Consider the following 21,095-nt stretch of genomic DNA (forward strand, 5'->3'; position numbering starts at 1 on the left):
CGCGTACCCAGGTTCGTGGTCAGGATGATGACCGTGTTCTTGAAGTCCACGATCCTCCCCTGACCATCCGTCAGACGACCATCCTCCAAAATCTGGAGCAACGTGTTGAAGACGTCCGGGTGAGCCTTCTCGATCTCGTCGAAGAGCACCACGGAGAACGGCTTACGACGCACCTTCTCCGTCAGCTGACCACCCTCGTCGTAACCGACGTAACCGGGAGGCGCACCCACCAGACGCGACACCGTGTACCTGTCGTGGAACTCCGACATGTCCAGCTGGATCAGCGCATCTTCCGAGCCGAACAGGAACTCGGCAAGCGCCTTGGAGAGCTCCGTCTTACCCACGCCCGAGGGGCCGGCGAAGATGAACGAGCCGGACGGGCGCTTCGGGTCTTTCAGGCCCGCACGCGTACGCCGGATCGCCTTGGAGACGGCCTTGACCGCGTCCGACTGGCCGACGACGCGCTTGTGCAGCTCGTCCTCCATGCGCAGCAGGCGCGAGGTCTCCTCCTCGGTGAGCTTGTAGACCGGGATGCCGGTCCAGTTACCGAGCACCTCAGCGATCTGCTCGTCGTCGACCTCGCTGACGACGTCCAGATCGCCGGCCTTCCACTGCTTCTCCCGCTGTGCCTTCTGGGAGAGCAGTTGCTTCTCCTTGTCGCGCAGCTGGGCGGCACGCTCGAAGTCCTGCGCGTCGATCGCGGACTCCTTGCCGCGGCGTACCTCGGCGATCTTCTCGTCGAACTCGCGGAGGTCCGGCGGCGCGGTCATCCGGCGGATGCGCATCCGTGCGCCGGCCTCGTCGATCAGGTCGATCGCCTTGTCCGGCAGGTAGCGGTCGGAGATGTACCGGTCGGCAAGCGTGGCGGCCGCGACAAGCGCCGCGTCCGTGATCGAGACCCGGTGGTGGGCCTCGTAACGGTCGCGCAGACCCTTGAGGATCTCGATGGTGTGGGCCAGCGACGGCTCACCGACCTGGATGGGCTGGAAGCGGCGTTCGAGGGCCGCGTCCTTCTCCAGGTGCTTGCGGTACTCATCAAGCGTGGTGGCGCCGATGGTCTGCAGCTCGCCGCGGGCCAGCATCGGCTTGAGGATGCTCGCGGCGTCGATCGCGCCCTCGGCCGCGCCCGCGCCGACCAGGGTGTGGATCTCGTCGATGAACAGGATGATGTCGCCGCGCGTGCGGATCTCCTTGAGCACCTTCTTCAGGCGCTCCTCGAAATCACCGCGGTACCGCGAGCCGGCCACGAGCGCGCCGAGGTCAAGCGTGTAGAGCTGCTTGTCCTTAAGCGTCTCCGGCACCTCGCCCTTGATGATCTTCTGCGAGAGGCCCTCGACCACTGCGGTCTTGCCCACGCCGGGCTCGCCGATCAGGACCGGGTTGTTCTTGGTGCGGCGGGACAGCACCTGCATGACCCGCTCGATCTCCTTGTCCCGGCCGATGACCGGGTCGAGCTTGCCCTCGCGGGCGGCCTGGGTGAGGTTCCGCCCGAACTGGTCGAGCACCAGGCTTGTGGACGGGGCCGCCTCGCCGGTGGCCGTGGTGGCCGCGGTGGCGCCCTTGTCCTGGTAGCCGGAGAGGAGCTGGATGACCTGCTGGCGCACCCGGTTGAGGTCGGCACCCAGCTTGACCAGGACCTGCGCGGCGACGCCCTCGCCCTCGCGGATCAGGCCGAGCAGGATGTGCTCGGTGCCGATGTAGTTGTGGCCGAGCTGCAGCGCCTCGCGCAGGGACAGCTCCAGGACCTTCTTGGCCCGGGGCGTGAAGGGGATGTGTCCGCTGGGGGCTTGCTGGCCCTGACCAATGATTTCTTCGACCTGCTGGCGCACGCCTTCAAGCGAGATGCCCAGGCTTTCCAGGGCCTTGGCGGCGACGCCCTCACCCTCGTGGATGAGGCCCAGCAGGATGTGCTCGGTGCCGATGTAGTTGTGGTTGAGCATCCGGGCTTCTTCTTGAGCCAGGACGACAACCCGACGCGCTCGGTCGGTGAATCGCTCGAACATATCCCTTGTGCTCCTCACGTGCCGTGCGCACTCGATCTTGTGAGTCGAGCAACGTGGCGGCGCCACGTCCGGACCAACACGAGGAGGGTCCGTGCCATCACTCTATCGCCGCCGACCGACTTCGCCGCTCCTCGAAGCGGCCCCATCGTTTCTGGAAAGCTCCTGAGTAACAGCGGTCAGCGACGTCTCTACCAACCTGCCACGGCGAACGCCTGTTCCCCCGCCGGCGGCAGTACGCGGAGAGCGAAATCCACAGGTCCACAGAGTTATCCACAAGGCCTGTGGTTATACACAGGTGCCTGTGGATAACGCTGTAAGCAGGTAAAACATGCACGAAGGCCCGCGACGCGGTGTGCGTCGCGGGCCTTCGACCATGTCAAGACTCCGGAGAGCCCGGACAGTGAAGCTACCGGCCGGTCAGCGCCCGGGGCCCTTCGCGTGAAACTCGTCGACGATCTCCTGCGGGATGCGCCCGCGGTCGGAGATCTCCTTGCCCGAGTTCTTGGCCCAAAGACGAATTGCCTTGTTCTGCTCCCGGTCCGCCGCCGCACCGCCACGGCCTCGTGCGGCGCGCCCACCGACAACGACACCGCCCCGGCCGACCTTAGTGCCGGCGCCCAGGTACGGCTCGAAAAGCGTCCGCAATTTCTCAGCGTTCTTCTTCGAGAGGTCGATCTCGTACTGCACACCGTCGAGGGCGAACTTGACCGTCTCGTCCGCGTCGCCGCCGTCGATGTCGTCGACCAGCTTGTGAATGATCTGCTTGGCCACGGGCCGTTATCCTTCCGAGCAAGTTTCTCCCGCAATACCTGAACAATAACTCAAAAGATGCGTCGCCCGTCAATAGGATGGGCAAGGGTCTTGTGGCGTGCCGTGCGGGGAACCGTCCAGCGGCTTTCCACAATGCCGAAGTTGAACGGATTACCTGGTCAAGCCGGTGACATGGCACCGAAGCGACATTCTCGACTGCTCGCTTGGAAGGTATTCACCCTCGATACGAGGCCGGATCGTGACCGGAAATCCGCGAGGCGCTCAAGTGCTACCTGGCGACCTGCTAGGTGGATGTTGTGTCCGCAGTCACGCCCCGTCACACCGGAACACGGAGAACGGAGCATTTCGGACTCTACTCCGCAGTGATGCCACCGGCCCGGCGGGTACCACTCTCCACGTCGCGGCAAGGATAAAGGCCGACGCCGATTCACCCCGCTTGCGTGTCCGACGGATTGCTGTCCGTCACGGAATGGGGCTAAATATCAACTCGGCGAGCGACGGGTGCACGCGAGGTCACGTACACCCGCCTGTTCTTTGGAACCGGGCCAATTAAACGTTGCGCTCGAAGACCATGCGAAGGCCGATCAACGTGATCATGGGTTCATGGTGCGTGATCGTGCGGCACTCCGCGACCACAAGCGGCGCCAGGCCGCCGGTCGCGATCACGGCCTTGACCTCACCGATCTCCTCGGTCATCCGCTCCACGATCCGGTCGACCTGACCCGCGAAACCGAAGTAGAGACCGGATTGGAGGCATTCCACCGTGTTCTTGCCGATCACCGACCGCGGCTTGGTGGCCTCCACCTTCCGCAGCTGCGCGGCGCGGGCCGCGAGCGCGTCGAACGAGATCTCGATTCCGGGCGCGAACGCACCACCGAGGAACTCGCCTCGCGCACTGATCACGTCGAAGTTCGTGGTGGTGCCGAAGTCGACAACGATCGACGGACCGCCGTAGAGGCTGTGCGCGGCGAGCGTGTTGACCACGCGGTCCGCGCCGACCTCCTTGGGATTGTCGATCGCCAGCTGCACGCCGGTGCGCACGCCCGGCTCCACGATCACGTGCGGGACCGCGTCGTAGTACTTGGCCAGCATCGTGCGCAGGTTGCGGAGGGCGGCCGGCACTGTCGAGCAGGCCGCCACCCCGGTGATCTCCACGGCATCACCGGCCAGCAGCCCGCGGAACATCAGCCCCAGCTCGTCGGCGGTGGACCGGGCGTCGGTCTTGATCCGCCAGGAGTGCCGGAGCTGGTCACCGTCGAACGTGGCCAGAACGGTGTTCGTGTTTCCGATGTCGATGCAGAGCAGCACGGTGGAAGCCTAGCGATCAGGCATTCTTCCCCGGTCGCAGGTCCATGGCGATGTCCAGGATCGGCGACGAGTGGGTCAGGCCGCCGACCGACAGGTAGTCCACGCCGGTCGCGCCGTACTCGGCCGCCACCGCAAGCGTCAGCCCGCCGGTCGCCTCCAGCTCGGCCCGGTCCCCGACCGCGGCCACCACCTCGCGCAGCAGCGCCGGGCTCATGTTGTCGCACAGCAGGAAGTCCGCGCCGGCCTCGACCGACTCGACCGCCTCCGCGACAGTGGTCACCTCCACCTGCACCGGCACGTCCGGGAACGTCTCCCGCACCCGCCGGTAGGCCGCGGTGAGTCCACCGGCCGCAAGCTTGTGGTTGTCCTTGATCATGGCGACGTCGTAGAGGCCCATCCGCTTGTTCGTGCCGCCGCCGGCCCGCACCGCGTACTTCTCCAGCACCCGCAGGCCCGGCGTGGTCTTCCGGGTGTCAAGCACCGTCGCCTTCGTGCCGGCCAGCTCGTTCGCCCAGGCCCTCGTGTGCGTCGCCACGCCGGAGGCCCGGCAGAGCAGGTTGAGCGCGGTGCGCTCCGCCGTCAGCAGCGCGCGGGTGGGTCCGGTCACGGTGGCCAGCACATCGCCCCGCTTCACAGGCGTGCCGTCTTTCGAGATCAACACCACCTCGGCGGTACGGCCGGAGGAGAGCTCGAAGACCGCGGCGGCGACCGCGAGCCCGGCCACCACGCCGTCCGCGCGCGCCACCAGGTCCGCCGTGTCGGTCTGCCCAGCCGGAATCGTGGACTCGCTTGTCACGTCGCGGTGCTCCGGGCCGAGATCCTCGTCGAGCGCGGTCCGGACGATCCGCTCGATCTCCGCGACCGGCAGCCCGGCCTCGTCGAGCGCTTTCACTGTTGCCTCAGAAAAGCTCATGATGCGATCGGCTCCCAGGTGTGGGTGGGTCTTCCGTCCTCGGCAAGTGCGGCGATCAGGTGGCCGCGCCACTCGTCCTCCGCCACGCCGAAATCCTCCCGCCAGTGGCAGCCGCGGGTCTCCTGCCGGGCGTACGCCGCGCCGGTCAGTGCGGTCGCCACGGTCAGCAGGTTCGTCGCCTCCCAGCTGGCGGTGCGCGGCGTGCCACGGCGGCCGGCCGTGGCGGTGAGCGCGGCGGCCGTGCCGACAAGCGAACCACCGGAACGCAGCACGCCCGCGCCGCGGCTCATCGCGCGCTGCAGGTCCGGCCGCGCGTTCTCGTCCACCACCCAGCCCGGCGCCGCGTCCGGGATCACCGGCTCGGACTGCGGCGGCAGCTCACGGCGGATGTCGTCGGCGATTCGGCGGGAGAAGACCAGGCCCTCCAGCAGCGAGTTGCTGGCCAGCCGGTTCGCACCGTGCACGCCGGTGCAGGCGACCTCACCACAGGCGTAGAGCCCGGGGATGCTGGTGCGGCCGTGCAGGTCGGTGCGGACGCCGCCGGAGGCATAGTGGGCGGCCGGTGCGACCGGGATCAGGTCGGTCACCGGGTCCACGCCGGCCGCACGGCAGGACGCCAGGATCGTCGGGAACCTGTGCTCCAGGAACTCCCGGCCCAGGTGCCGGGCGTCCAGGTAGACGTGGTCCGAGCCCTCGGACAGCAGCACCCGGTGGATGCCCTTCGCCACCACGTCGCGCGGGGCCAGCTCGGCAAGCTCGTGCTGGCCGACCATGAACCGCTTGCCGTCGCCGTCGACCAGGTGCGCGCCCTCACCCCGAAGCGCCTCGGAGATCAGCGGGCGCTGTACCGAGCTGACCGCGCCGCTGACGAACGAGGTCGGGTGGAACTGGACGAATTCGACGTCGGTGACCTCGGCGCCGGCCCGCAGCGCGAGCGCCACGCCGTCGCCGGTCGAGACGGACGGGTTCGTGGTGGACGCGAAGATCTGGCCCATCCCGCCGGTGGCCAGGACCACCGCGCGGCCCAGGATGGCACCGACGCCGTCCTCCTCGCCCTCGCCGAGCACGTGAAGCGTGATGCCGCAGGCCCGGCCGGACGCGTCCGTGAGCAGGTCGAGGACAAGCGCGTGCTCGACCATCCGGATCCACGGGTCACGGCCGACAGCGGCATGCAGTGCGCGCTGGACCTCCGCACCGGTGGCGTCGCCGCCCGCGTGGATGATCCGGTTGGCCCGGTGGCCGCCCTCCCGGGTGAGCAGCAGCGCACCCTCGTCGTCGCGGTCGAACTCGGCGCCGATCCGGATCAGCTCACGGACCCGGGCCGGGCCCTCCTCCACGAGCGCCCGCACCGCGTCCTCGTCACAGAGGCCGACGCCGGCCAGCTCCGTGTCGTACGCGTGCGCATCCGGCGTGTCAAGCGGATCCAGCACCGCGGCGATGCCGCCCTGCGCCCACCTGGTCGACCCGTCATCGATGTTGACCTTGGTAACCACCGTGACGTGAATTCCGCCTTCGCGAAGATGCAACGCGGCGGTAAGCCCGGCGATACCGGAACCCACCACGATGACGTCGGTGGTCTCGGTCCAGCCCGGCGCCGGGGCGGCAAGACGCGTCGGCAGAGCCGGAAGATCGAGTGGACGCATCCCTCCAGTCAACTCGACGCGCCCGCACTTGGGGAGCGCCGTCGGCGAAAAGTGGGCCTAATCGCTCGCGCTCCCCGGCCGCGGTCAGTCCGTGACCGGCAGCGCGTTCGGACCGGCGGCACGCAGCGTCTTGCTGATCTTGAGGTCCTGGAGCCAGATGTAGCAGCGGGCGCCGCGGTCACCGGTCTTCCAGTCGGCCTCGTTGGCCAGGACCGGCGCGACGCCGCTGCGGGCCGCGAGGTCGTCGTCCTTCGGCACCTTGACGTAGTCGGCGATGCGCTGGCGGCAGTTGTTGTAGAAGGTCTGCCAGGCCGCGACGTCGGTGACCTGCGGGTACTTCGTGTTGGCCGGGGCCTGCCAGACACCGACGAACTCGCCGTTGTGCTCCTTCGTACAGTCGGCCGCGGCCATCTTGGTGATCTCGAGCGTGCTCTGCACATCCATCGTGTAGCAGCCGAGACGCAGCGGCGCGTCCTCCGCCTTGAGCCCGTCCTTGGCCGAGCCCTTGCGGACCACAGTGGTGCCGTTCTCCTCGACGTTCGACCGCTCGGTCACGTCGCAGCGGTACCAGCGGGCGCCACCGGCCCAGGCCTTGTCGGACGGGAGCGCCAGGCCGAGTGCGAGACGCCCGAGCCGCCAGTCCGCACCCAGGTACGTGGCCGACTGCTTGTCACACTCGGCGAACGCGGCCTGCGCACCGCCCGCGTCCCTGGCCGGCGGCTTGTCCGCCGCGGCGGTCTCGCCGGTGAACGTCCCGACGAACGCGGTCTCGGTACGGTGATCCTGGGCGCAGTCCACAGGCGTGGAGAGCGTGCGCAACGCGACCGGCGCGAAGTCCGTCGAGTAGCAGACCCCGGCGGACGGCACGAACGACGCCGGCGCCGCGATCGCACCCCAGTCGTCGGTCAGCTCGCCGTCAACGCCCTCCGGCATGCCACAACCGGCCAGTCCGGCCGTCATCAGGGCGCCGAGCGCCAGCGCCGCCACCGAGCGTCGCATCCGAGAAACCTCCCCACGTAACCGCGCCGGTCGACCTACCCGGCGCGTGGCCCGAAACGGACCCGGATGCCTAACGTAACGTCCGGAGGGAAACCCGGCATGCCGCGTGCTCGATCGAGCATCCGGCCTGCCCGGGTTTCCGCAGCTCAGCGCAGTTCTATCGGAATGTTGTCGATCAGCCGGGTGGTGCCGGCCTTCGCGGCGACAAGCAGTCGGGCCGGGCCGTGCTCCGGCGCCGGGCCGAGATCAGGGGCGAGCAGGACCAGATAGTCCAGGCGTACCCCCGGCTCGTTCGTGATCTTCGCGTGCGCGACGGCGAGCGCGTCCGCCACCGAGCTGCCCGCGGCGGCGGCCTCCGCTGCGGCACGCAGGCCTGCGGAGAGCGCAAGCGCGGCCGACCGCTCCGCCGCGGAGAGGTACCGGTTGCGGCTGGACAGCGCCAGGCCGTCCGGCTCGCGCACGGTCGGCACGCCGATCACCTCCACCGGCACGTTCAGGTCCCGGACCATTCGCCTGACCAGCGTGAGCTGCTGGTAGTCCTTCTCGCCGAAAAATGTCAGGTCCGGGCGGGTGAGCTGGAGCAGCTTGAGCACCACTGTGAGCACGCCGTGGAAGAAGCCGGGCCGGCTCGCCCCTTCCAACTCCTCGCCGAGCGGACCCGGGTTGAGGCGGACCTGCGGCGGGCCGTCCGGGTACATCTCCCGGGCGGACGGCGCGAAGACCAGGTCGACCCCGGCCCGCGCGCAGATCTCCAGGTCGGAGTCGAGCGTGCGCGGATAGCGGTCCAGGTCCTCGGTAGGGCCGAACTGCAGCGGGTTCACGAAGATGGTGACGATCACCCGGTCGGCACGCTCCCGGGCCGCGCGCATCAGCGCCTCGTGGCCCTCGTGCAGCGCGCCCATGGTCATCACCACGGCGACGCGGCCGGCCAGCTTCGCCCGGGCGTCGGCCAGGTCCGCGACGCTGTTCACCAGCTCAGAGGTCGTCATGCGGGATGCCCTCCCGGGCGTCGGCGAGGACGTCGAGCAGCGGCTCGGCGTCGACGGGGCGGAGCCGGCCGGCGGAGATCGCCCGGTCGGCGGTGCGCCGGGCCAGCGCCCGGTAGACCGCGACGGAGTCCGGCGCGACCTCGGTCAGTTCCGCGAGGTGGCGGGCGACAGTGCCGGCGTCGCCCCGGGAGACCGGGCCGGTCAGCGCCGCATCGCCGAACGCCAGCGCGTTCTCGAGCGAGGCGCGCAGCAGCGGCGCCAGCACCCGCTCCGGATGCCGCACGCCGGCGTCGCGCAGCCGGTCCAGCGCGTCGTTGACAAGCGTGATCAGGTGGTTGGCGCCGTGTGCGAGCGACGCGTGGTAGAGCGCGCGATCGTCCTCGCGGATCCACTCGACCGCGCCGCCGAGCTGCTCGACGAGCCGGGCCGCGAACGGGCGGACGTCCGCGCGAGCGGTCACGCCGTAGGAGATGCCGCGCAGCCGGGCCAGATCCTCCGCGCGGCCGGTGAACGTCATCGCCGGATGCAGCGCGAGCGGGCGGGCGCCGCGCGCGACTGCCGCATCAAGCGTCGCGAGCCCGTGCGCACCGGACGTGTGCGCGACGACCTGGCCGGGGCGTAGCGCGCCGTCGTCCGCGAGCCCGCGGGCAACTGCCGCGATCGCGTCGTCCGGCACCGCGATCAGCAGCAGGTCGGTGGCCGCGCGGGCGACCCGGGTGGGTGGCAGGTGGGCGGCGTCCGGCAGCAGCCTGTCGATCCGCTCGGTGGTGGCGTCCGAGGCGCCGGACGCGGCGATCACCTGGTGTCCGGCCGCGGCGAGCGCGGCGCCGAGCGTGGCGCCCACCCGGCCCGCGCCGACGATCCCGACGGCAAGCGTGGCGGCTGGGGATACAGGCTTTGAGATGGCGGAGCGGCGCATCGATGCGGCCATGTCAGCGATCCAGTCCTCGAAAGGTGGGTACCGGTCGGGGCCAGTATGCGCCAGTGTTTCAGAGCTGATACAAGCGTGTGTGAAAACCTTCACCACGACCGCCCGGGACCGACCCGGACGGTCGTCGCACCCGGTCAGCGCAGGAAGCCCGCATCGACGAACGTGACGTTCGACGGGTGCACCCAGATCGCCGGGTCGTCCGCGTCGCCACTCGCCTCGTCGTCGTGCCACGCCGGCGTCTCCACGGACGCGTTAAGTCTCGCGAGCCGTTGCGGCCCATGGGCGGCCGCCGGAACCGCGGTCGTCGTCAGGAGCAGCAGGGGTACGGCCAGAGCAGCGCCCGACCGTAGGGTGTCCACGATGACGTCCCCTGAACTCGGCATGAACAGCCTTCGATGGCGTCCGGCGATGGAGACCGCGCTCTACGGGCCGGGCGGCTTCTTCACCCGGCCGGGAACCGCCGGCCCCGGCGCGCACTTCCGGACCAGCGTGCATGCGACGCCCGCGTTCGCCGACGCGCTCGCCCGGCTTCTCCTGCGGGTGGACGAGGCGCTCGGCCGGCCTGACCCTTTCCTTCTCGTGGACGTCGGCGCCGGGCGTGGTGAGCTGCTGCTGGCCGTCGCCCGGAGGCAGGGGGCAGAGTTCGGGGGGCGGCTGCGCCCGGTCGCCGTCGACCTGGCCGGGCGGCCCGAGGCGCTTCCGCCGGACATCGGCTGGGCGCACCGCATTCCGGACGCGATCGTCGGCGCGCTGATCTCCACCGAGTGGCTGGACAACGTGCCGTGCGACGTGGTCGAGGCGACCGGCGCGGGCCTTCGCTACGTACTCACCGACGACTCGCTCGGGCCGCCGGTGGCCGACGAGGACGCGGCCTGGCTGGCGCGCTGGTATCCGCCGCTGCCGCCGGGCGCGCGGGCCGAGGTCGGGCACACCCGCGATCGGGCCTGGGCCGCGGCGGTACGACAGGTCGACCGCGGCATCGCCCTGACGATCGACTATGGACATCTGCGGGACGGGCGCCCGCTGGACGGCACGCTGACCGGGTACCGGGACGGGCGGCAGGTGGCGCCGCGGGCGGACGGCAGCACTGACATCACCGCTCATGTCGCGATGGACGCGGTGGCCGACGCCGGGACCGCATCCCTCGTAGGAGCGAAGAGGGACGGGGACCCGTACCAGCTGATTGTGCAAAGAAAAGCGCTGCAGGCGCTCGGGGCCGATGCGACGCGACCACCGATCGGCCTGGCCTCCACCGACCCCGGCGGCTACCTGCGCGGGCTGGCACGCGCGTCCGAGGTGGGTGAGCTGCTCGATCCGGCCGGGCTGGGCGGGCACCTGTGGCTGGTGCAGGCGATCGGCGTGGCGCACCCATTCAGCGATGAAGATGGCAGCATGAGGGCATGAGCGAGCCTGCGAGCGAATCATCGGAGCTGCGCGAGGTGACGGTCGGGACGCAGGCCGGGCTGGACACCGCGGACATGGTGCTCAACATCGGGCCGCAGCATCCGTCCACGCACGGCGTGCTGCGGCTCAAGCTGCGGCTCGACGGCGAGCGGGTGGTCGACTGCGAGCCGATCGTCGGCTACATGCACCGCGGCGCGGAGAAGCTGTTCGAGGTGCGCGACTACCGGCAGATCATCGTGCTGGCGAACCGGCACGACTGGCTCTCCGCGTTCTCCAACGAGCTCGGCGTGGTGCTCGCGGTCGAGCGGCTGATGGGCCTGGAGGTGCCGGAGCGGGCGGTCTGGCTGCGCACCGCGCTCGCCGAGCTGAACCGGGTGCTCAACCACCTGATGTTCCTCGGCTCGTACCCGCTTGAGATCGGCGCGATCACGCCGATGTTCTACGCCTTCCGCGAGCGGGAGGTGCTGCAGGCCGTGATGGAGGAGGTCTCCGGCGGGCGCATGCACTTCATGTTCAACCGGGTCGGCGGGCTGAAGGAGGAGGTCCCGTACGGCTGGACCGGGCGGGCGAGAGACGCGATCGACGCGGTACGCAGGCGCATGCCGGACCTGGACCACCTGATCCGGCGCAACGAGATCTTCCTGGCCCGGACCGTGGGCGTGGGCGTGCTCAGCGCGGAGGACGCGGCCGCGTTCGGCGCGTCCGGACCTGTCGCGCGCGCCTCCGGGCTCGACCTGGACCTGCGGCGGGACGAGCCGTACCTGGCCTACGGGGAGCTTTCCGTGCCAGTGGTGACACGCACGACCGGCGACTGCCACGCGCGCTTCGAGGTGCTGCTGGACCAGGTGTACGCGTCACTCGACCTCGCCCGGACGTGCCTGGACCGGGTGGACCGGATCACCGGGCCGGTAAACGTGCGGCTGCCGAAGGTGGTCAAGGCGCCGGAGGGGCACACCTACGCGTGGACCGAGAACCCGCTCGGCATCAACGGCTACTACCTGGTGTCGCGCGGCGAGAAGACGCCCTGGCGGCTCAAGCTGCGGACCGCGTCGTACGCGAACGTGCAGGCGCTGTCCACGCTGCTCCAGGGGTGCCTGGTGCCGGACCTGATCGCAATCCTCGGCTCGATGTTCTTCGTGGTCGGGGACATCGACAAGTAAGGCGGGCTACCGGCGGCGGTAGTCCTCCCGGTCCCACTCGATCGCGGAGATCGCACGCTGGTCGCCGGTGAACTGGCTGACCTCGCCGTACAGGCTGGACGGGTCGAACCGCTGGGGTTCGCGCGCGGGCGGCTCGCGGTAGTCCCCACGGTCACGCTCGGCCCGCCAGTCGTCGCCGTACCGGCCGCGCGGCTCCTCATAGCGGTCCTGCGGCTCCTCGTACCGGCCCCGGGGCTCCTCGTAGCGGCCCTTGGGTTCGTCGTAACGGCCCTTGGGTTCCTCGTAACGGCCCTTGGGCTCCTCGTAGCGGCCGCGCGGCTCGTCGTAGCGGCCGGAGTCCTGGGTGCCCGGTGGCGCTTCCGCGGGACCGACGCGCCACGGCTCGTCCCGGCGGCCGCCACGCTGCTGGGTGCGCCACGGCTGCGGGTCCTCGCCCGCGACGCGGGGTATCTGGCCGGTGCGCGGGCCCTGGTCGATCGCGCGCGGGATCTGGCCGGTGCGCGGGCCTTGATCAACGACCCGGCGCATCTGCCCGGTGTGCGAACCCTGATCAGGAGCGCCGCGGTCGTACGGGTTCGGGGCGCGGTCGTCGCGGCGGACCGAGGACCAGCGGTCCTCGACGCGCATCTCCGTGCCGCTCTCGTCGGACCGGACGCTTGACCGTCGCTCGCCGACGCGCAGCTCCTGGCCCCTGTCGTCCTGGCGGACCGCCGCGTAACGGTCGCCCTCCTGGCGCACCTGTGACCAACTCGGTTCCGCGGACGCCTCAAGCGCGGGACGGTCGTACGGGTTGACCTGGTCCCGGCGGTCGTAGGGGTTCGGCTCGTCGCGATCGTTCTGCCCACCCCAGCTCGGCTGGCCGGGGCGGGCCGCGCGCCGGCCGGCCACGTCCTCCGTGGTCTCCTCGCGCTCCTGGCCGTCGCCGTAGCCACCGCCGCGCAGCTCGCGGTAGGTGGGATCGAAGTCGCGGGCGCCCGGATCGAAGTTGCGGGCCCGGCGGCCGGGGGCCGGCGTCTCCCGGCCGTAGTCGTCGCCGTAGCCGCCGCGCGGGCCGTTGAACTCGCCGGTGCCGTAGAGCGAGCCGTTGTCACCGCGCGGATCCACGATCGTCGAGCGCGTGGTGACGTGCACTGTCTCGGTGTGCCGCACGATCCCGCCGGCCAGCTGCCCGCGGCCGACCTGGGCCCGGCCGCCCGCTGCGCGCCCGACACGTGCGGAGGCGCCGGCCCGGGAGCGGGAGGACTCGTCGGCGCCGCGGTCCTGGCGTCGATCGCGGCGGTCGTCGTCCTGGTCGTAGCCGCGGGACCGGTCGTAGCGGCCGTCGTCCTCACGGGCCCGGTCGTAGCCGTCCTTCTCGTAACCGTCCTTCTCGTAGCCGGAGCGCTCGTAACCGGACCTGTCGTCCTGGCCGTAGTCGTTGTCGGCGCGGTCCTCGGCGGCCCGGCGGCTGCCACGGCTCTCGGCCGCCCGGCGGTCGTCGGGCCTGTACGAGTTCGGGCTGTAGATCTCGTCCGGCTCGACGGCGGCGGACCGGCGGCCGGTGTAGCCGCCCTCGGCCGGCTGGGCCCGGCGCGGCGTGTAGCCGTCCTGGTCGCCGCCGTAGGCGTTCTCCTGGTCCGGCGCGTATCCGCCGCTGCCCTGGCCACCGTAGGCCTTGTCCTGGTTGTACGACTTGTCTTGGCCGTATGCCTTGTCCTGGCCGTATGCCTTGTCCTGACCGTAGGCATTGTCCTGGCCGTATGCCTTGTCCTGGCCGTAGGCATTGTCCTGGCCGTATGCGCCGGCCTGGGCGTGGCCACTGTCCTGGCCGTAGCCGCGGCGGCCGTAGTCCGGCTGTTCCTCGGGCGCGGGCGCCGGCGGCGTGACGGAGGCACGGGCGTAACCCGCGGAGGCCGTCGCGCGACCAGCCGCCTCTCCGGGAGCGGGCACCCCGGGAGCGGGCACCCCGGCGGAGGCGCCGATCGCGGCCCGGGCGGGAAGCCCTTCGATCACTGCCGGGCCGGAGTCCGACGCGCCGGCCTGCACGGCGGCGGCGATCTGGGCCTGCAGCCCGTCGACCGCGGCGCCGAGCGCCTGCAGCCGCTGGTTGGAGGCGGCCTGACCGACCCGGGTCGCGTTGGCGATCTCGCTTCGCACCTCGGCGCGCAGCCGGACCATCTCCTCGACCATCGCCTCTTCGAGATCGGCTCGCGACGCACTCGATCCACCACGGAGGGTGACCGAGACGCCGATCAACGCGATCGACACGAGGACGATGAAGACGGCGAACCGCAGCGTGCCGGTGCCGTCGCCGAAGAGCAGGAGCAACGCCGCGAGAGGCGCCAAGCCGATGCCGGCCCAGAGCAGGCCCTTCATCAGGCGTGGGTTGGCCCGCTCCTCAACCGGATCAGGGGCTGGCATGGTGCTGGAGCCTACCGAGAGTTCCCGAATAGCGAAACGGTCGAAAAAGCACGATCCGGCGCCATGGCCGTCCCAGCAGGGCGGATGACGCCGGATCGAATTTAACTGAGTAGATCAGCTGGCGGCGAGCTCGCCGTCCGAGGAGAACACCAGGCCGACGGAGACCGTGCCGGTCTTGAGCGCGTTCTTCGTCTGGGCGCCGCCCGCGTCAAGCGAGCTGAACTGACCCGCCTGGAAGCTGTAGACGCTGACCAGGCCGGCCTGGCACTTCGGCCGCTGCGGGCACTCCGCCGGGCCGCCGAGCACTGTCGCCGCGCCCGAGCACTTCGTGGCCAGGTCACTGAGCGTGGTCAGCTCGTACTTGTCCGCGAACTCCTTGGTGACAGCGAACGCGTTCTGGTCCTGGGCTGCGGACGGCTTGCCGAACGCCAGGCCGACCTTGTCACCAAGCCCCGCGAGCGCGGTGGTGGTCGCGGTCAGGTCGGAGGAGGAGACCGCCGCCGCGTCCTTGCCGTTGACCTTGCCGTTCAGGAAGTCGGCGAGCGTCGCCGCGTACTCCGGGACGACCTGGATCTCGCCCTTCTCAAGCGCGGGCTCGTAGAGCTCCCGGTTGCCGATCTGCTGGACCGTGACCGTGTAGCCGGCCGCGGTGAGCGCGATGTTGTACAGCTCGGCGAGCGTCTGGTTCTCGCTGAAGTTCGCCGCACCGATCTTGATCTCGCCACCCGGGCCCTTCGCGATGCCGGTGGTCAGGCCCGCGGTGGCCGCGAACTCGTCCGCCGCCACCTTGGGCGTCTTGCGGTCCACGTCGACCGCCTTGTTCAGCGCGATCAGCTTGGTGGTGTCAAGCGACTCGGACACCTTGTCCAGCGCCGCGACCAGCTCCGGCGTCGCCGCCGCCTTGCTGATCGCAGGCAGCACGTTGTCCGTGTTCTGCAGGCCCTTGTCGTCGGTGAGCACGACGAGCGAGGTGCCCGCCACACCTGCACAGCCGGCGCCCGCCGCCGCGCTTGCCGGCGCCGCGGTGCCGGACGAACCGGCATCACCGCAAGCACTCAGAATGGTCGCCGCCGCGAGCGCGCCGAGCGCACTCAGGGTCAGACGCGTGTATCTCATATGCCCGCCTTCCGTGTCCCGGCGCGCTCCCGGTCGGGAACGGCCGCGTGTCCGACGGGCGGAATGCCTGGCCGTTGACCAGGGTTGGGACCGCCCGCGACGTCTCACCCAACATCCTTGACCACGGGTACGACAACTTTTACGGACAGTCGTCACCGGATCGTCATGATCCATATTCCAGCGCTGTTCATGATTGACACAGCACCGTCTTTATTCCCTCTGAGCTTGTCATTCTCCGCGCATCAAGCGGCGTATTTCAGGCGGTTGCCACACGACGGCGAGTCCGGCGGGCGCGACGCAGCGGGCGGGGCGTCAGCGCACGCTCGACAAGCGCCAGCAGGCCCTCGATGCTCAGCGCGAGCACCGCCACCAGCAGCGCGCCGGCCAGGATCTGACCGCCGCCGACCGACATCCCCAGACCGAACCCGGCGCTGATGATCTGGCCCAGCCCGCCGCCGTTCACGAAGGACGCCAGCGCGGCCGTGGCCACCACCTGCACGGACGCGGTACGGAAGCCGGTCGCCAGGTACGGCACGGCCAGCGGCAGCTCCACCCTGGTCAGCAGCTGGCCGCCGGACAGGCCCATGCCGCGTGCCGCGTCCCGCGCCTCCGGGTCCACCTCCCGCACGCCCGTGTACGCGTTGGCCAGCAGCGGCGGCACCGCGAACACGGCAAGCGCCAGGATCACCGGCCGCTGCCCGAAGCCGATCGCGGTGAGCGGCAGGATGGTCAGCAGCGCCACCGTCGGGATGGCGAGCGTCACATTGGAGACCAGTACCACCACGCCGCCGCCCCGGCCGGAGTGACCCAGCCAGAGGCCGATCGGCCAGGCGACCAGGCAGCCGAGCAGCACGGCGGCGAACGAGATCCACAGGTGCTCGCCCAGCCGGTCCAGGATCCCGCCCGGGTTCGTCCAGTTGAGCGGGTCGTTGAGCCAGGTGACGGCCTGACCGATCGCGTTCACCGGCGCGCCCCTCTCGTCCACGGCATGAGCACCCGGCCCGCACCGGCCAGCAGCAGGTCCAGCAGCAGGCCCAGCGCCACGCAGAGCACCGTACCGGTGAGGATCTCGGCCTTGTAGAAGTTGTTCCGGAAGCCGCCGAGGATCAGGTCGCCGAGGCCGCCGTACCCGATCAGCGAACCGACGGTGACAAGCGCCACCGTGGAGACGGTGGCCAGCCGCAGCCCGGTGAGGACCGAGGGCAGCGCGAGCGGCAGGTCCACCCGCAGCAGCCGGGCGAACCGGCCGTACCCCATCCCCTGTGCCGCGTCCAGAACCTCGGCGGGCAGCTGATTCAGCCCGGCCAGCGCGTTGCGCACGATCAGCAGCAGCGCGTACAGGACCAGCGCGATAAGCACCGATGCGGGACGCGTGGTGCCGACCAGCGGGGCGACGAAGGCGAGCAGGGCCAGCGACGGAATCGTGTAGAGCACGCCGGAGAGTGCAAGAATCGGGCCGGTGAGCGGCCGGAACCAGTAGGCGAGAACCGCCAGCGGGAGTCCGACCGCCGCCGCGAGCACAACCGCCTGGGCGGTCAGTGATACGTGTTCAACAAGCGCGGACACCACCGTGTCGGAGTTGTCCCGCAGGTACTGCCAGGAGAACCACGGGTTGCCGGGTGCATCGGCGTACTGCGCGCCCAATAACACCCATTGCCGAGAGGACATACGTGGAACCTACCGTGACTGGCGGCGACACCGCCGGACAGAAGGCCGCCACTATCACGCTCGAACAGGTCAGCAAACGATTCGACGACGGTACGCAGGCGGTCCGTGAGCTGAGCCTGGAGGTGCGGGCCGGCGAGCTGGCGGTGTTGATCGGGCCGTCCGGGTGCGGCAAGTCGACAGTACTGCGGATGATCAACCGGCTGATTGAGCCGACCGGCGGGCGTCTGCTGATCGACGGCGAGGACGTGACCAAGCTCGACCCGGTCCACCTGCGCCGCCGGATCGGGTACGTGATCCAGAACGTCGGCCTGTTCCCGCACCAGACCATCCGGACCAACGTCGGCACCGTACCCACGCTGCTCGGTTGGTCCAAAGCGCGGGTGCGGTCGCGCGCGGACGAGCTGCTCGAGCTGGTCGGCCTGGACCCGTCCGTCTACGGCGGCCGGTATCCGAAGGAGCTCTCCGGCGGTCAGCGGCAGCGGGTGGGCGTGGCCCGTGCGCTCGCGGCCGACCCGGTGGTGCTGCTGATGGACGAGCCGTTCTCCGCGGTCGACCCGATCGTCCGGGCCCGGCTCCAGGAGGAGTTCCTGCGCCTGCAGGCCGAGGTCCGCAAGACGATCGTGCTTGTCACGCACGATCTGGACGAGGCGGTCCGGCTCGGCGACCGGATCGCTGTGCTCTCCGAGGGCGGTCACCTGGAGCAGTTCGCGGCCCCGGCCGAGCTGCTCGGCAGCCCGGCGTCGGACTTCGTCCGCGAGTTCGTGGGCACGGACCGGGCGATCCGGCGGCTGTCAGTGACCCGGGTCAGCGAGGACATGCTGGAGCCGGCCGGCGCGGCGAACGGGCTCCCGGACGCGGACCTCGGCTCCACGCTCTACGACGTGCTGGCCCGGATGCTCGGCGCCGGCACGGACCGGGTGCGGATCGTTTCGGACGGGCGCGAGGTCGGCGTGCTGACCCGCGACCGGCTGCTCACCGACGTCTGAGGGATCCGGCCGGGCTCATGTCCTGAGCCCGGCCGGAGGTCTCAGCTGCGGGTGCCGCGCCAGCTGCCGAGCGTGGCCAGGCCGATGATCCAGCCGACGAAGAAGCCGTAGGTGGCACCGTCACCGGCCGCCCTGAACGCGCCGAGCAGCGACGGGTTGGACTGGATCAGCGTGGTGATCAGCGCGGCGAACGCGCCGGCGAACACGTAGGACGCCCAGCCCGCGAAGAACTGGCTGAGCGTGCCGCGGGCGCGGGCCAGCTGCGAGCCGGGGAGCAGGTAGAGGAAGAGCGCGGTGAACGCGACGACCAGGATCGCCTTCAGATCGGCGGCCAGGATGGTCTGGATCGAGTCGTCGCTGTCCAGGTACCAGCGCGGCCAGGCCAGCAGCTGGAGGAACCAGCCACCGGCCGTGCCGGCGTTCGTGTTGGCGACGGCCCAGTTGGCGTACCACGGGCTGCCGAAGACCAGGACGAGTATGAGCGCGGCGACGGTTCCCGCACCGGTTGCTGATTTATAACGATTGGTGAGAGCCATGCCGCCGTAGATTCCCAGCGGCAGGCCTCAGTCAAACCACGCAGACCTATACGTCGCTTTAGCCGTTTTTGAGCAGGTAGTCGATGAATGCTGCGCGCAGAATCGGCTCGTTCTCGCCGTACGTGGTGTGGCCGGTGAACTCCCGCCACAGCGCTACCGCGTGATCGACTGTCGGCCCGATCGAGCTCAGGCCGTCATCACGCTCGGCGGCGTCGTCCGCGTGCGGCAGGTGCTCCACGATCGACCAGAAGAACTTCAGATCATGCTGCTCACGGGCGAGCGTGAAAGCCCGCTGGCGCAGCTCCTCGGTCGGCAACGCGTCCAGTTCGGCGAACCTGGGGTGGTCCGCGCTGACGCCGGCCCCGGTCTCGGCAGATGCTCCGGTCATGCCAGCGAGCCTATCCGGACCACGGTCCCGCGGCTCAGGATCCCCAGCGGGTGCTGTCCCACGGATCGGCACGCGGGGCCGGGGACGGCTCCGGCTCGGGCGCCTGCCAGGCCGTCGCGGACGGGGGCTCGGTCCATCGAGTGTCCGGCGCGGGCGCGGGACGGCCGAACGTCTCGACCAGACGCGTGACCACCAGGCCGCCGCCGACCGCCACCGCGGCCGTCGCGTACGTCGAGATGTCCCAGTTCTCCAACTCCTGGTAGCGGAGGAAGAGAACCAGGATGGCCACGGCGAACACGGTCCCGAAGACGCCACCGCGCCGGCCGTACGCGGAGGTGCCGCCGACAAGCGCCGCGCCGAGCGCGAGCCCGGTCCACTCCAGGCCCACGGACGGCAGCACCGGCACATCGTTCCCCGCGGCGAGCAGCACGCCGGCCACCACCGCGGCGACCGAGGAGAACGTGATCGCGAGCCCGGTCACCACCGCGCCACCCACACCGCGCCGGTCAGCCGGGTCGCCGACCGGCCGGAACCGGCCCACCGTCCGCCGGACGTTCTTGATCAGGCCGAGCAGCCCGGCGATGACCGCGATCCCGGCGAAGCCGCCGAACAGGTAGATCGCATGCCGGGTCGGCTCGTAGTCACCCTGCAGGTTCACCGGGCCGGAGCGCATCTGGATGTAGACGATCACGCCAAGCGCCGCGGCCAGGCTCGCCGCCCAGCCGGGCACGTGGAAGCCGACCACGACGAACGCCAGGATCAGGCCGCCGAGCAGGCCGATCACCACGGCCACGCCGGCCGCCTCGAGCACGCCGAGATCACCGTTCTCCGCGAAGTGCAGCGCGGACGCGACCGCGACCGGGCCGATCGCCAGGTTCGGCGCGGCGGTGCGAAGCGTGGCGCCGGCACCCAGCGCGAGCAGTCCCAGGCCGGCGCCCTGCACAAGCAGCTTGTCCAGCGCGGCGCCGGTGACGGCGTCCTGCTGCCCGGAGTAGAGAAGGTAGGCCAGGCCGGCGGCGGCCAGCAGCAGCACCAGTTCCCAGAGGAAGTGGACGGCCATCCTGTCCCGGCCGACCTCGCCGTGCCGGGGATCGTCGAACGCGTCGTCAAGCGTCGGCGGCGCCACGTAGGCGGGCTCGGCGTACTGCTCCGCCTGAGCATCGTCCCGCCGGTGGCTTCCCTCCGGCCGGTACACCTGCTCGGGCTGGGTGTAGCCCCCGCGCTGCCGGTAGGCCGCCTCGTCGTACGCCATCTCGCGCGCCTCCTGTGGATGACGGCAGCACCCCGCCCGTGCCAGCGTTGTCACGTCGGTCACGCCGCGGCGGGCCGTTCGGACGCACCGTACCCGCGCGGCGGCTCGGCCGTCACCCCCATCGCTGTCTCAGGGGGTCAGGTCAAGGGTTTTCACGGTTTCTCGTCGTCCGGCCGGTCCGGCACCCGGCAGGCGCGCTCCAGCCAGAGCGCGGCCGCGATCAGCGCCACCGACGCGATCAGGCCGCTCGCCGCGGACGGCCGGTCCTCCGCCGCCGCCTTGGTCGTCTCGATCGCCAGCCAGACCAGCATCGCGCCGCTGAACCCGGCGAAGATCGCACCGGCCAGCGAGGACGCCTTGGCCAGCACCACGAACCGGACCACCACAAGCGGCTCGACCGGGTCGTGGCCGGGCCGGCGCTCGATCCGGGACCTGGTGTTCCACGCCAGATAGGCCTCGAGCACGGCCAGCGTGGCGATGATCGCGGTCGGCAGCCACGGGATGGCGAGGCCGTTCTCGCCGTAGTAGAGGCCACTGATCAGCAACCACCCGACCGCGGCCGCCGCCAGCGCGGCGACCGCCAGGGTGGAGGCCCGAGTCGGGCCCAGGGTCGGCGGTGTGGGCGCCG

The 21,095-nt window shown here is 70.5% G+C and carries 20 protein-coding genes; 3 read left to right on the forward strand and 17 right to left on the reverse strand.

Features of this window, described 5'->3' with window-relative positions:
* The 9 genes from ACIA8K_RS13840 to ACIA8K_RS13880 form a co-directional block, all read right to left on the reverse strand.
* Window positions 1-2,003 (reverse strand): ATP-dependent Clp protease ATP-binding subunit (locus ACIA8K_RS13840; protein WP_396058541.1); only part of this gene is annotated, 2,003 nt, incomplete at its 3' end.
* Window positions 2,004-2,420: 417 nt separating this feature from the next.
* Window positions 2,421-2,774: an Lsr2 family protein gene (locus tag ACIA8K_RS13845; protein ID WP_033343563.1), complete on the reverse strand. Its 354-nt coding sequence runs from the start codon at window positions 2,772-2,774 to the stop codon at window positions 2,421-2,423.
* A gap of 549 nt (window positions 2,775-3,323) precedes the next feature.
* Complete coding sequence (locus ACIA8K_RS13850) at window positions 3,324-4,082, reverse strand: type III pantothenate kinase (protein ID WP_396058543.1); 759 nt, start codon at window positions 4,080-4,082, stop codon at window positions 3,324-3,326.
* A gap of 16 nt (window positions 4,083-4,098) precedes the next feature.
* The gene (gene nadC / locus ACIA8K_RS13855; RefSeq protein ID WP_396058545.1) at window positions 4,099-4,995 is read right to left on the reverse strand and encodes a carboxylating nicotinate-nucleotide diphosphorylase; all 897 of its coding nucleotides are present in this window, start codon (window positions 4,993-4,995) and stop codon (window positions 4,099-4,101) included.
* Window positions 4,992-6,638, reverse strand: coding sequence for an L-aspartate oxidase (locus ACIA8K_RS13860; protein WP_396058547.1), 1,647 nt, complete (start codon window positions 6,636-6,638; stop codon window positions 4,992-4,994). The genes nadC and ACIA8K_RS13860 overlap by 4 nt, the downstream gene beginning before the upstream one ends.
* A gap of 84 nt (window positions 6,639-6,722) precedes the next feature.
* Window positions 6,723-7,637, reverse strand: a complete 915-nt coding sequence (locus ACIA8K_RS13865) for a septum formation family protein (protein ID WP_396058549.1) — start codon at window positions 7,635-7,637, stop codon at window positions 6,723-6,725.
* 146 nt (window positions 7,638-7,783) lie between these two features.
* Complete coding sequence (gene panC / locus ACIA8K_RS13870; protein ID WP_396058551.1) at window positions 7,784-8,626, reverse strand: pantoate--beta-alanine ligase; 843 nt, start codon at window positions 8,624-8,626, stop codon at window positions 7,784-7,786.
* Window positions 8,613-9,557, reverse strand: a complete 945-nt coding sequence (locus ACIA8K_RS13875; RefSeq protein ID WP_396058553.1) for a Rossmann-like and DUF2520 domain-containing protein — start codon at window positions 9,555-9,557, stop codon at window positions 8,613-8,615. The genes panC and ACIA8K_RS13875 overlap by 14 nt, the downstream gene beginning before the upstream one ends.
* Before the next feature lie 134 nt (window positions 9,558-9,691).
* A complete protein-coding gene (locus ACIA8K_RS13880) occupies window positions 9,692-9,916 on the reverse strand; it encodes a phytase (protein ID WP_396058555.1) in 225 nt (74 codons plus the stop codon).
* A 1-nt stretch (window position 9,917) separates the two neighbouring features.
* Between ACIA8K_RS13880 and ACIA8K_RS13885 the strand changes: the two genes are divergently transcribed.
* Both ACIA8K_RS13885 and ACIA8K_RS13890 read left to right on the forward strand, forming a co-directional pair.
* Entirely contained in the window at window positions 9,918-10,961 is a 1,044-nt protein-coding gene (locus ACIA8K_RS13885; protein WP_396058557.1) for an SAM-dependent methyltransferase, read from the forward strand.
* Window positions 10,958-12,121, forward strand: a complete 1,164-nt coding sequence (locus ACIA8K_RS13890; RefSeq protein ID WP_396058559.1) for an NADH-quinone oxidoreductase subunit D — start codon at window positions 10,958-10,960, stop codon at window positions 12,119-12,121. Before ACIA8K_RS13885 ends, ACIA8K_RS13890 begins: the two co-directional genes overlap by 4 nt.
* Window positions 12,122-12,127: 6 nt before the next feature.
* Here the strand turns inward: ACIA8K_RS13890 and ACIA8K_RS13895 are convergent, their stop codons facing one another.
* The 4 genes from ACIA8K_RS13895 to ACIA8K_RS13910 form a co-directional block, all read right to left on the reverse strand.
* Window positions 12,128-14,521 (reverse strand): hypothetical protein, encoded by a 2,394-nt coding sequence (locus tag ACIA8K_RS13895; protein WP_396058561.1) that lies wholly within the window; start codon window positions 14,519-14,521, stop codon window positions 12,128-12,130.
* Between the two features lie 114 nt (window positions 14,522-14,635).
* Complete coding sequence (locus ACIA8K_RS13900; protein ID WP_396058563.1) at window positions 14,636-15,637, reverse strand: glycine betaine ABC transporter substrate-binding protein; 1,002 nt, start codon at window positions 15,635-15,637, stop codon at window positions 14,636-14,638.
* A gap of 256 nt (window positions 15,638-15,893) precedes the next feature.
* Window positions 15,894-16,622: an ABC transporter permease gene (locus ACIA8K_RS13905; protein ID WP_396058565.1), complete on the reverse strand. Its 729-nt coding sequence runs from the start codon at window positions 16,620-16,622 to the stop codon at window positions 15,894-15,896.
* Window positions 16,598-17,305, reverse strand: coding sequence for an ABC transporter permease (locus ACIA8K_RS13910; RefSeq protein WP_396058567.1), 708 nt, complete (start codon window positions 17,303-17,305; stop codon window positions 16,598-16,600). The genes ACIA8K_RS13905 and ACIA8K_RS13910 overlap by 25 nt, the downstream gene beginning before the upstream one ends.
* Window positions 17,306-17,307: 2 nt before the next feature.
* On the opposite strand from ACIA8K_RS13910, the gene ACIA8K_RS13915 reads away from it, so the two are divergent.
* Window positions 17,308-18,291 carry an ABC transporter ATP-binding protein gene (locus ACIA8K_RS13915; protein WP_396058569.1) on the forward strand — a complete coding sequence of 328 codons (984 nt, stop codon included), beginning with the start codon at window positions 17,308-17,310 and terminating at the stop codon, window positions 18,289-18,291.
* A 41-nt stretch (window positions 18,292-18,332) separates the two neighbouring features.
* Here ACIA8K_RS13915 and ACIA8K_RS13920 read toward each other — a convergent pair whose 3' ends face one another.
* From ACIA8K_RS13920 to ACIA8K_RS13935, 4 genes are all read right to left on the reverse strand, one after another.
* Entirely contained in the window at window positions 18,333-18,827 is a 495-nt protein-coding gene (locus ACIA8K_RS13920) for a hypothetical protein (RefSeq protein ID WP_396058571.1), read from the reverse strand.
* Between the two features lie 58 nt (window positions 18,828-18,885).
* Window positions 18,886-19,215: a hypothetical protein gene (locus tag ACIA8K_RS13925; RefSeq protein ID WP_396058573.1), complete on the reverse strand. Its 330-nt coding sequence runs from the start codon at window positions 19,213-19,215 to the stop codon at window positions 18,886-18,888.
* Window positions 19,216-19,249: 34 nt separating this feature from the next.
* Window positions 19,250-20,467: an ABC transporter permease gene (locus tag ACIA8K_RS13930; RefSeq protein WP_396058575.1), complete on the reverse strand. Its 1,218-nt coding sequence runs from the start codon at window positions 20,465-20,467 to the stop codon at window positions 19,250-19,252.
* A gap of 152 nt (window positions 20,468-20,619) precedes the next feature.
* Complete coding sequence (locus tag ACIA8K_RS13935) at window positions 20,620-21,075, reverse strand: DUF3180 domain-containing protein (protein WP_396059210.1); 456 nt, start codon at window positions 21,073-21,075, stop codon at window positions 20,620-20,622.
* Window positions 21,076-21,095 lie beyond the last annotated feature (20 nt).

It is taken from the genome of Catenuloplanes sp. NPDC051500 (assembly GCF_044454585.1).
In the GTDB taxonomy this organism is placed as follows: domain Bacteria; phylum Actinomycetota; class Actinomycetes; order Mycobacteriales; family Micromonosporaceae; genus Catenuloplanes.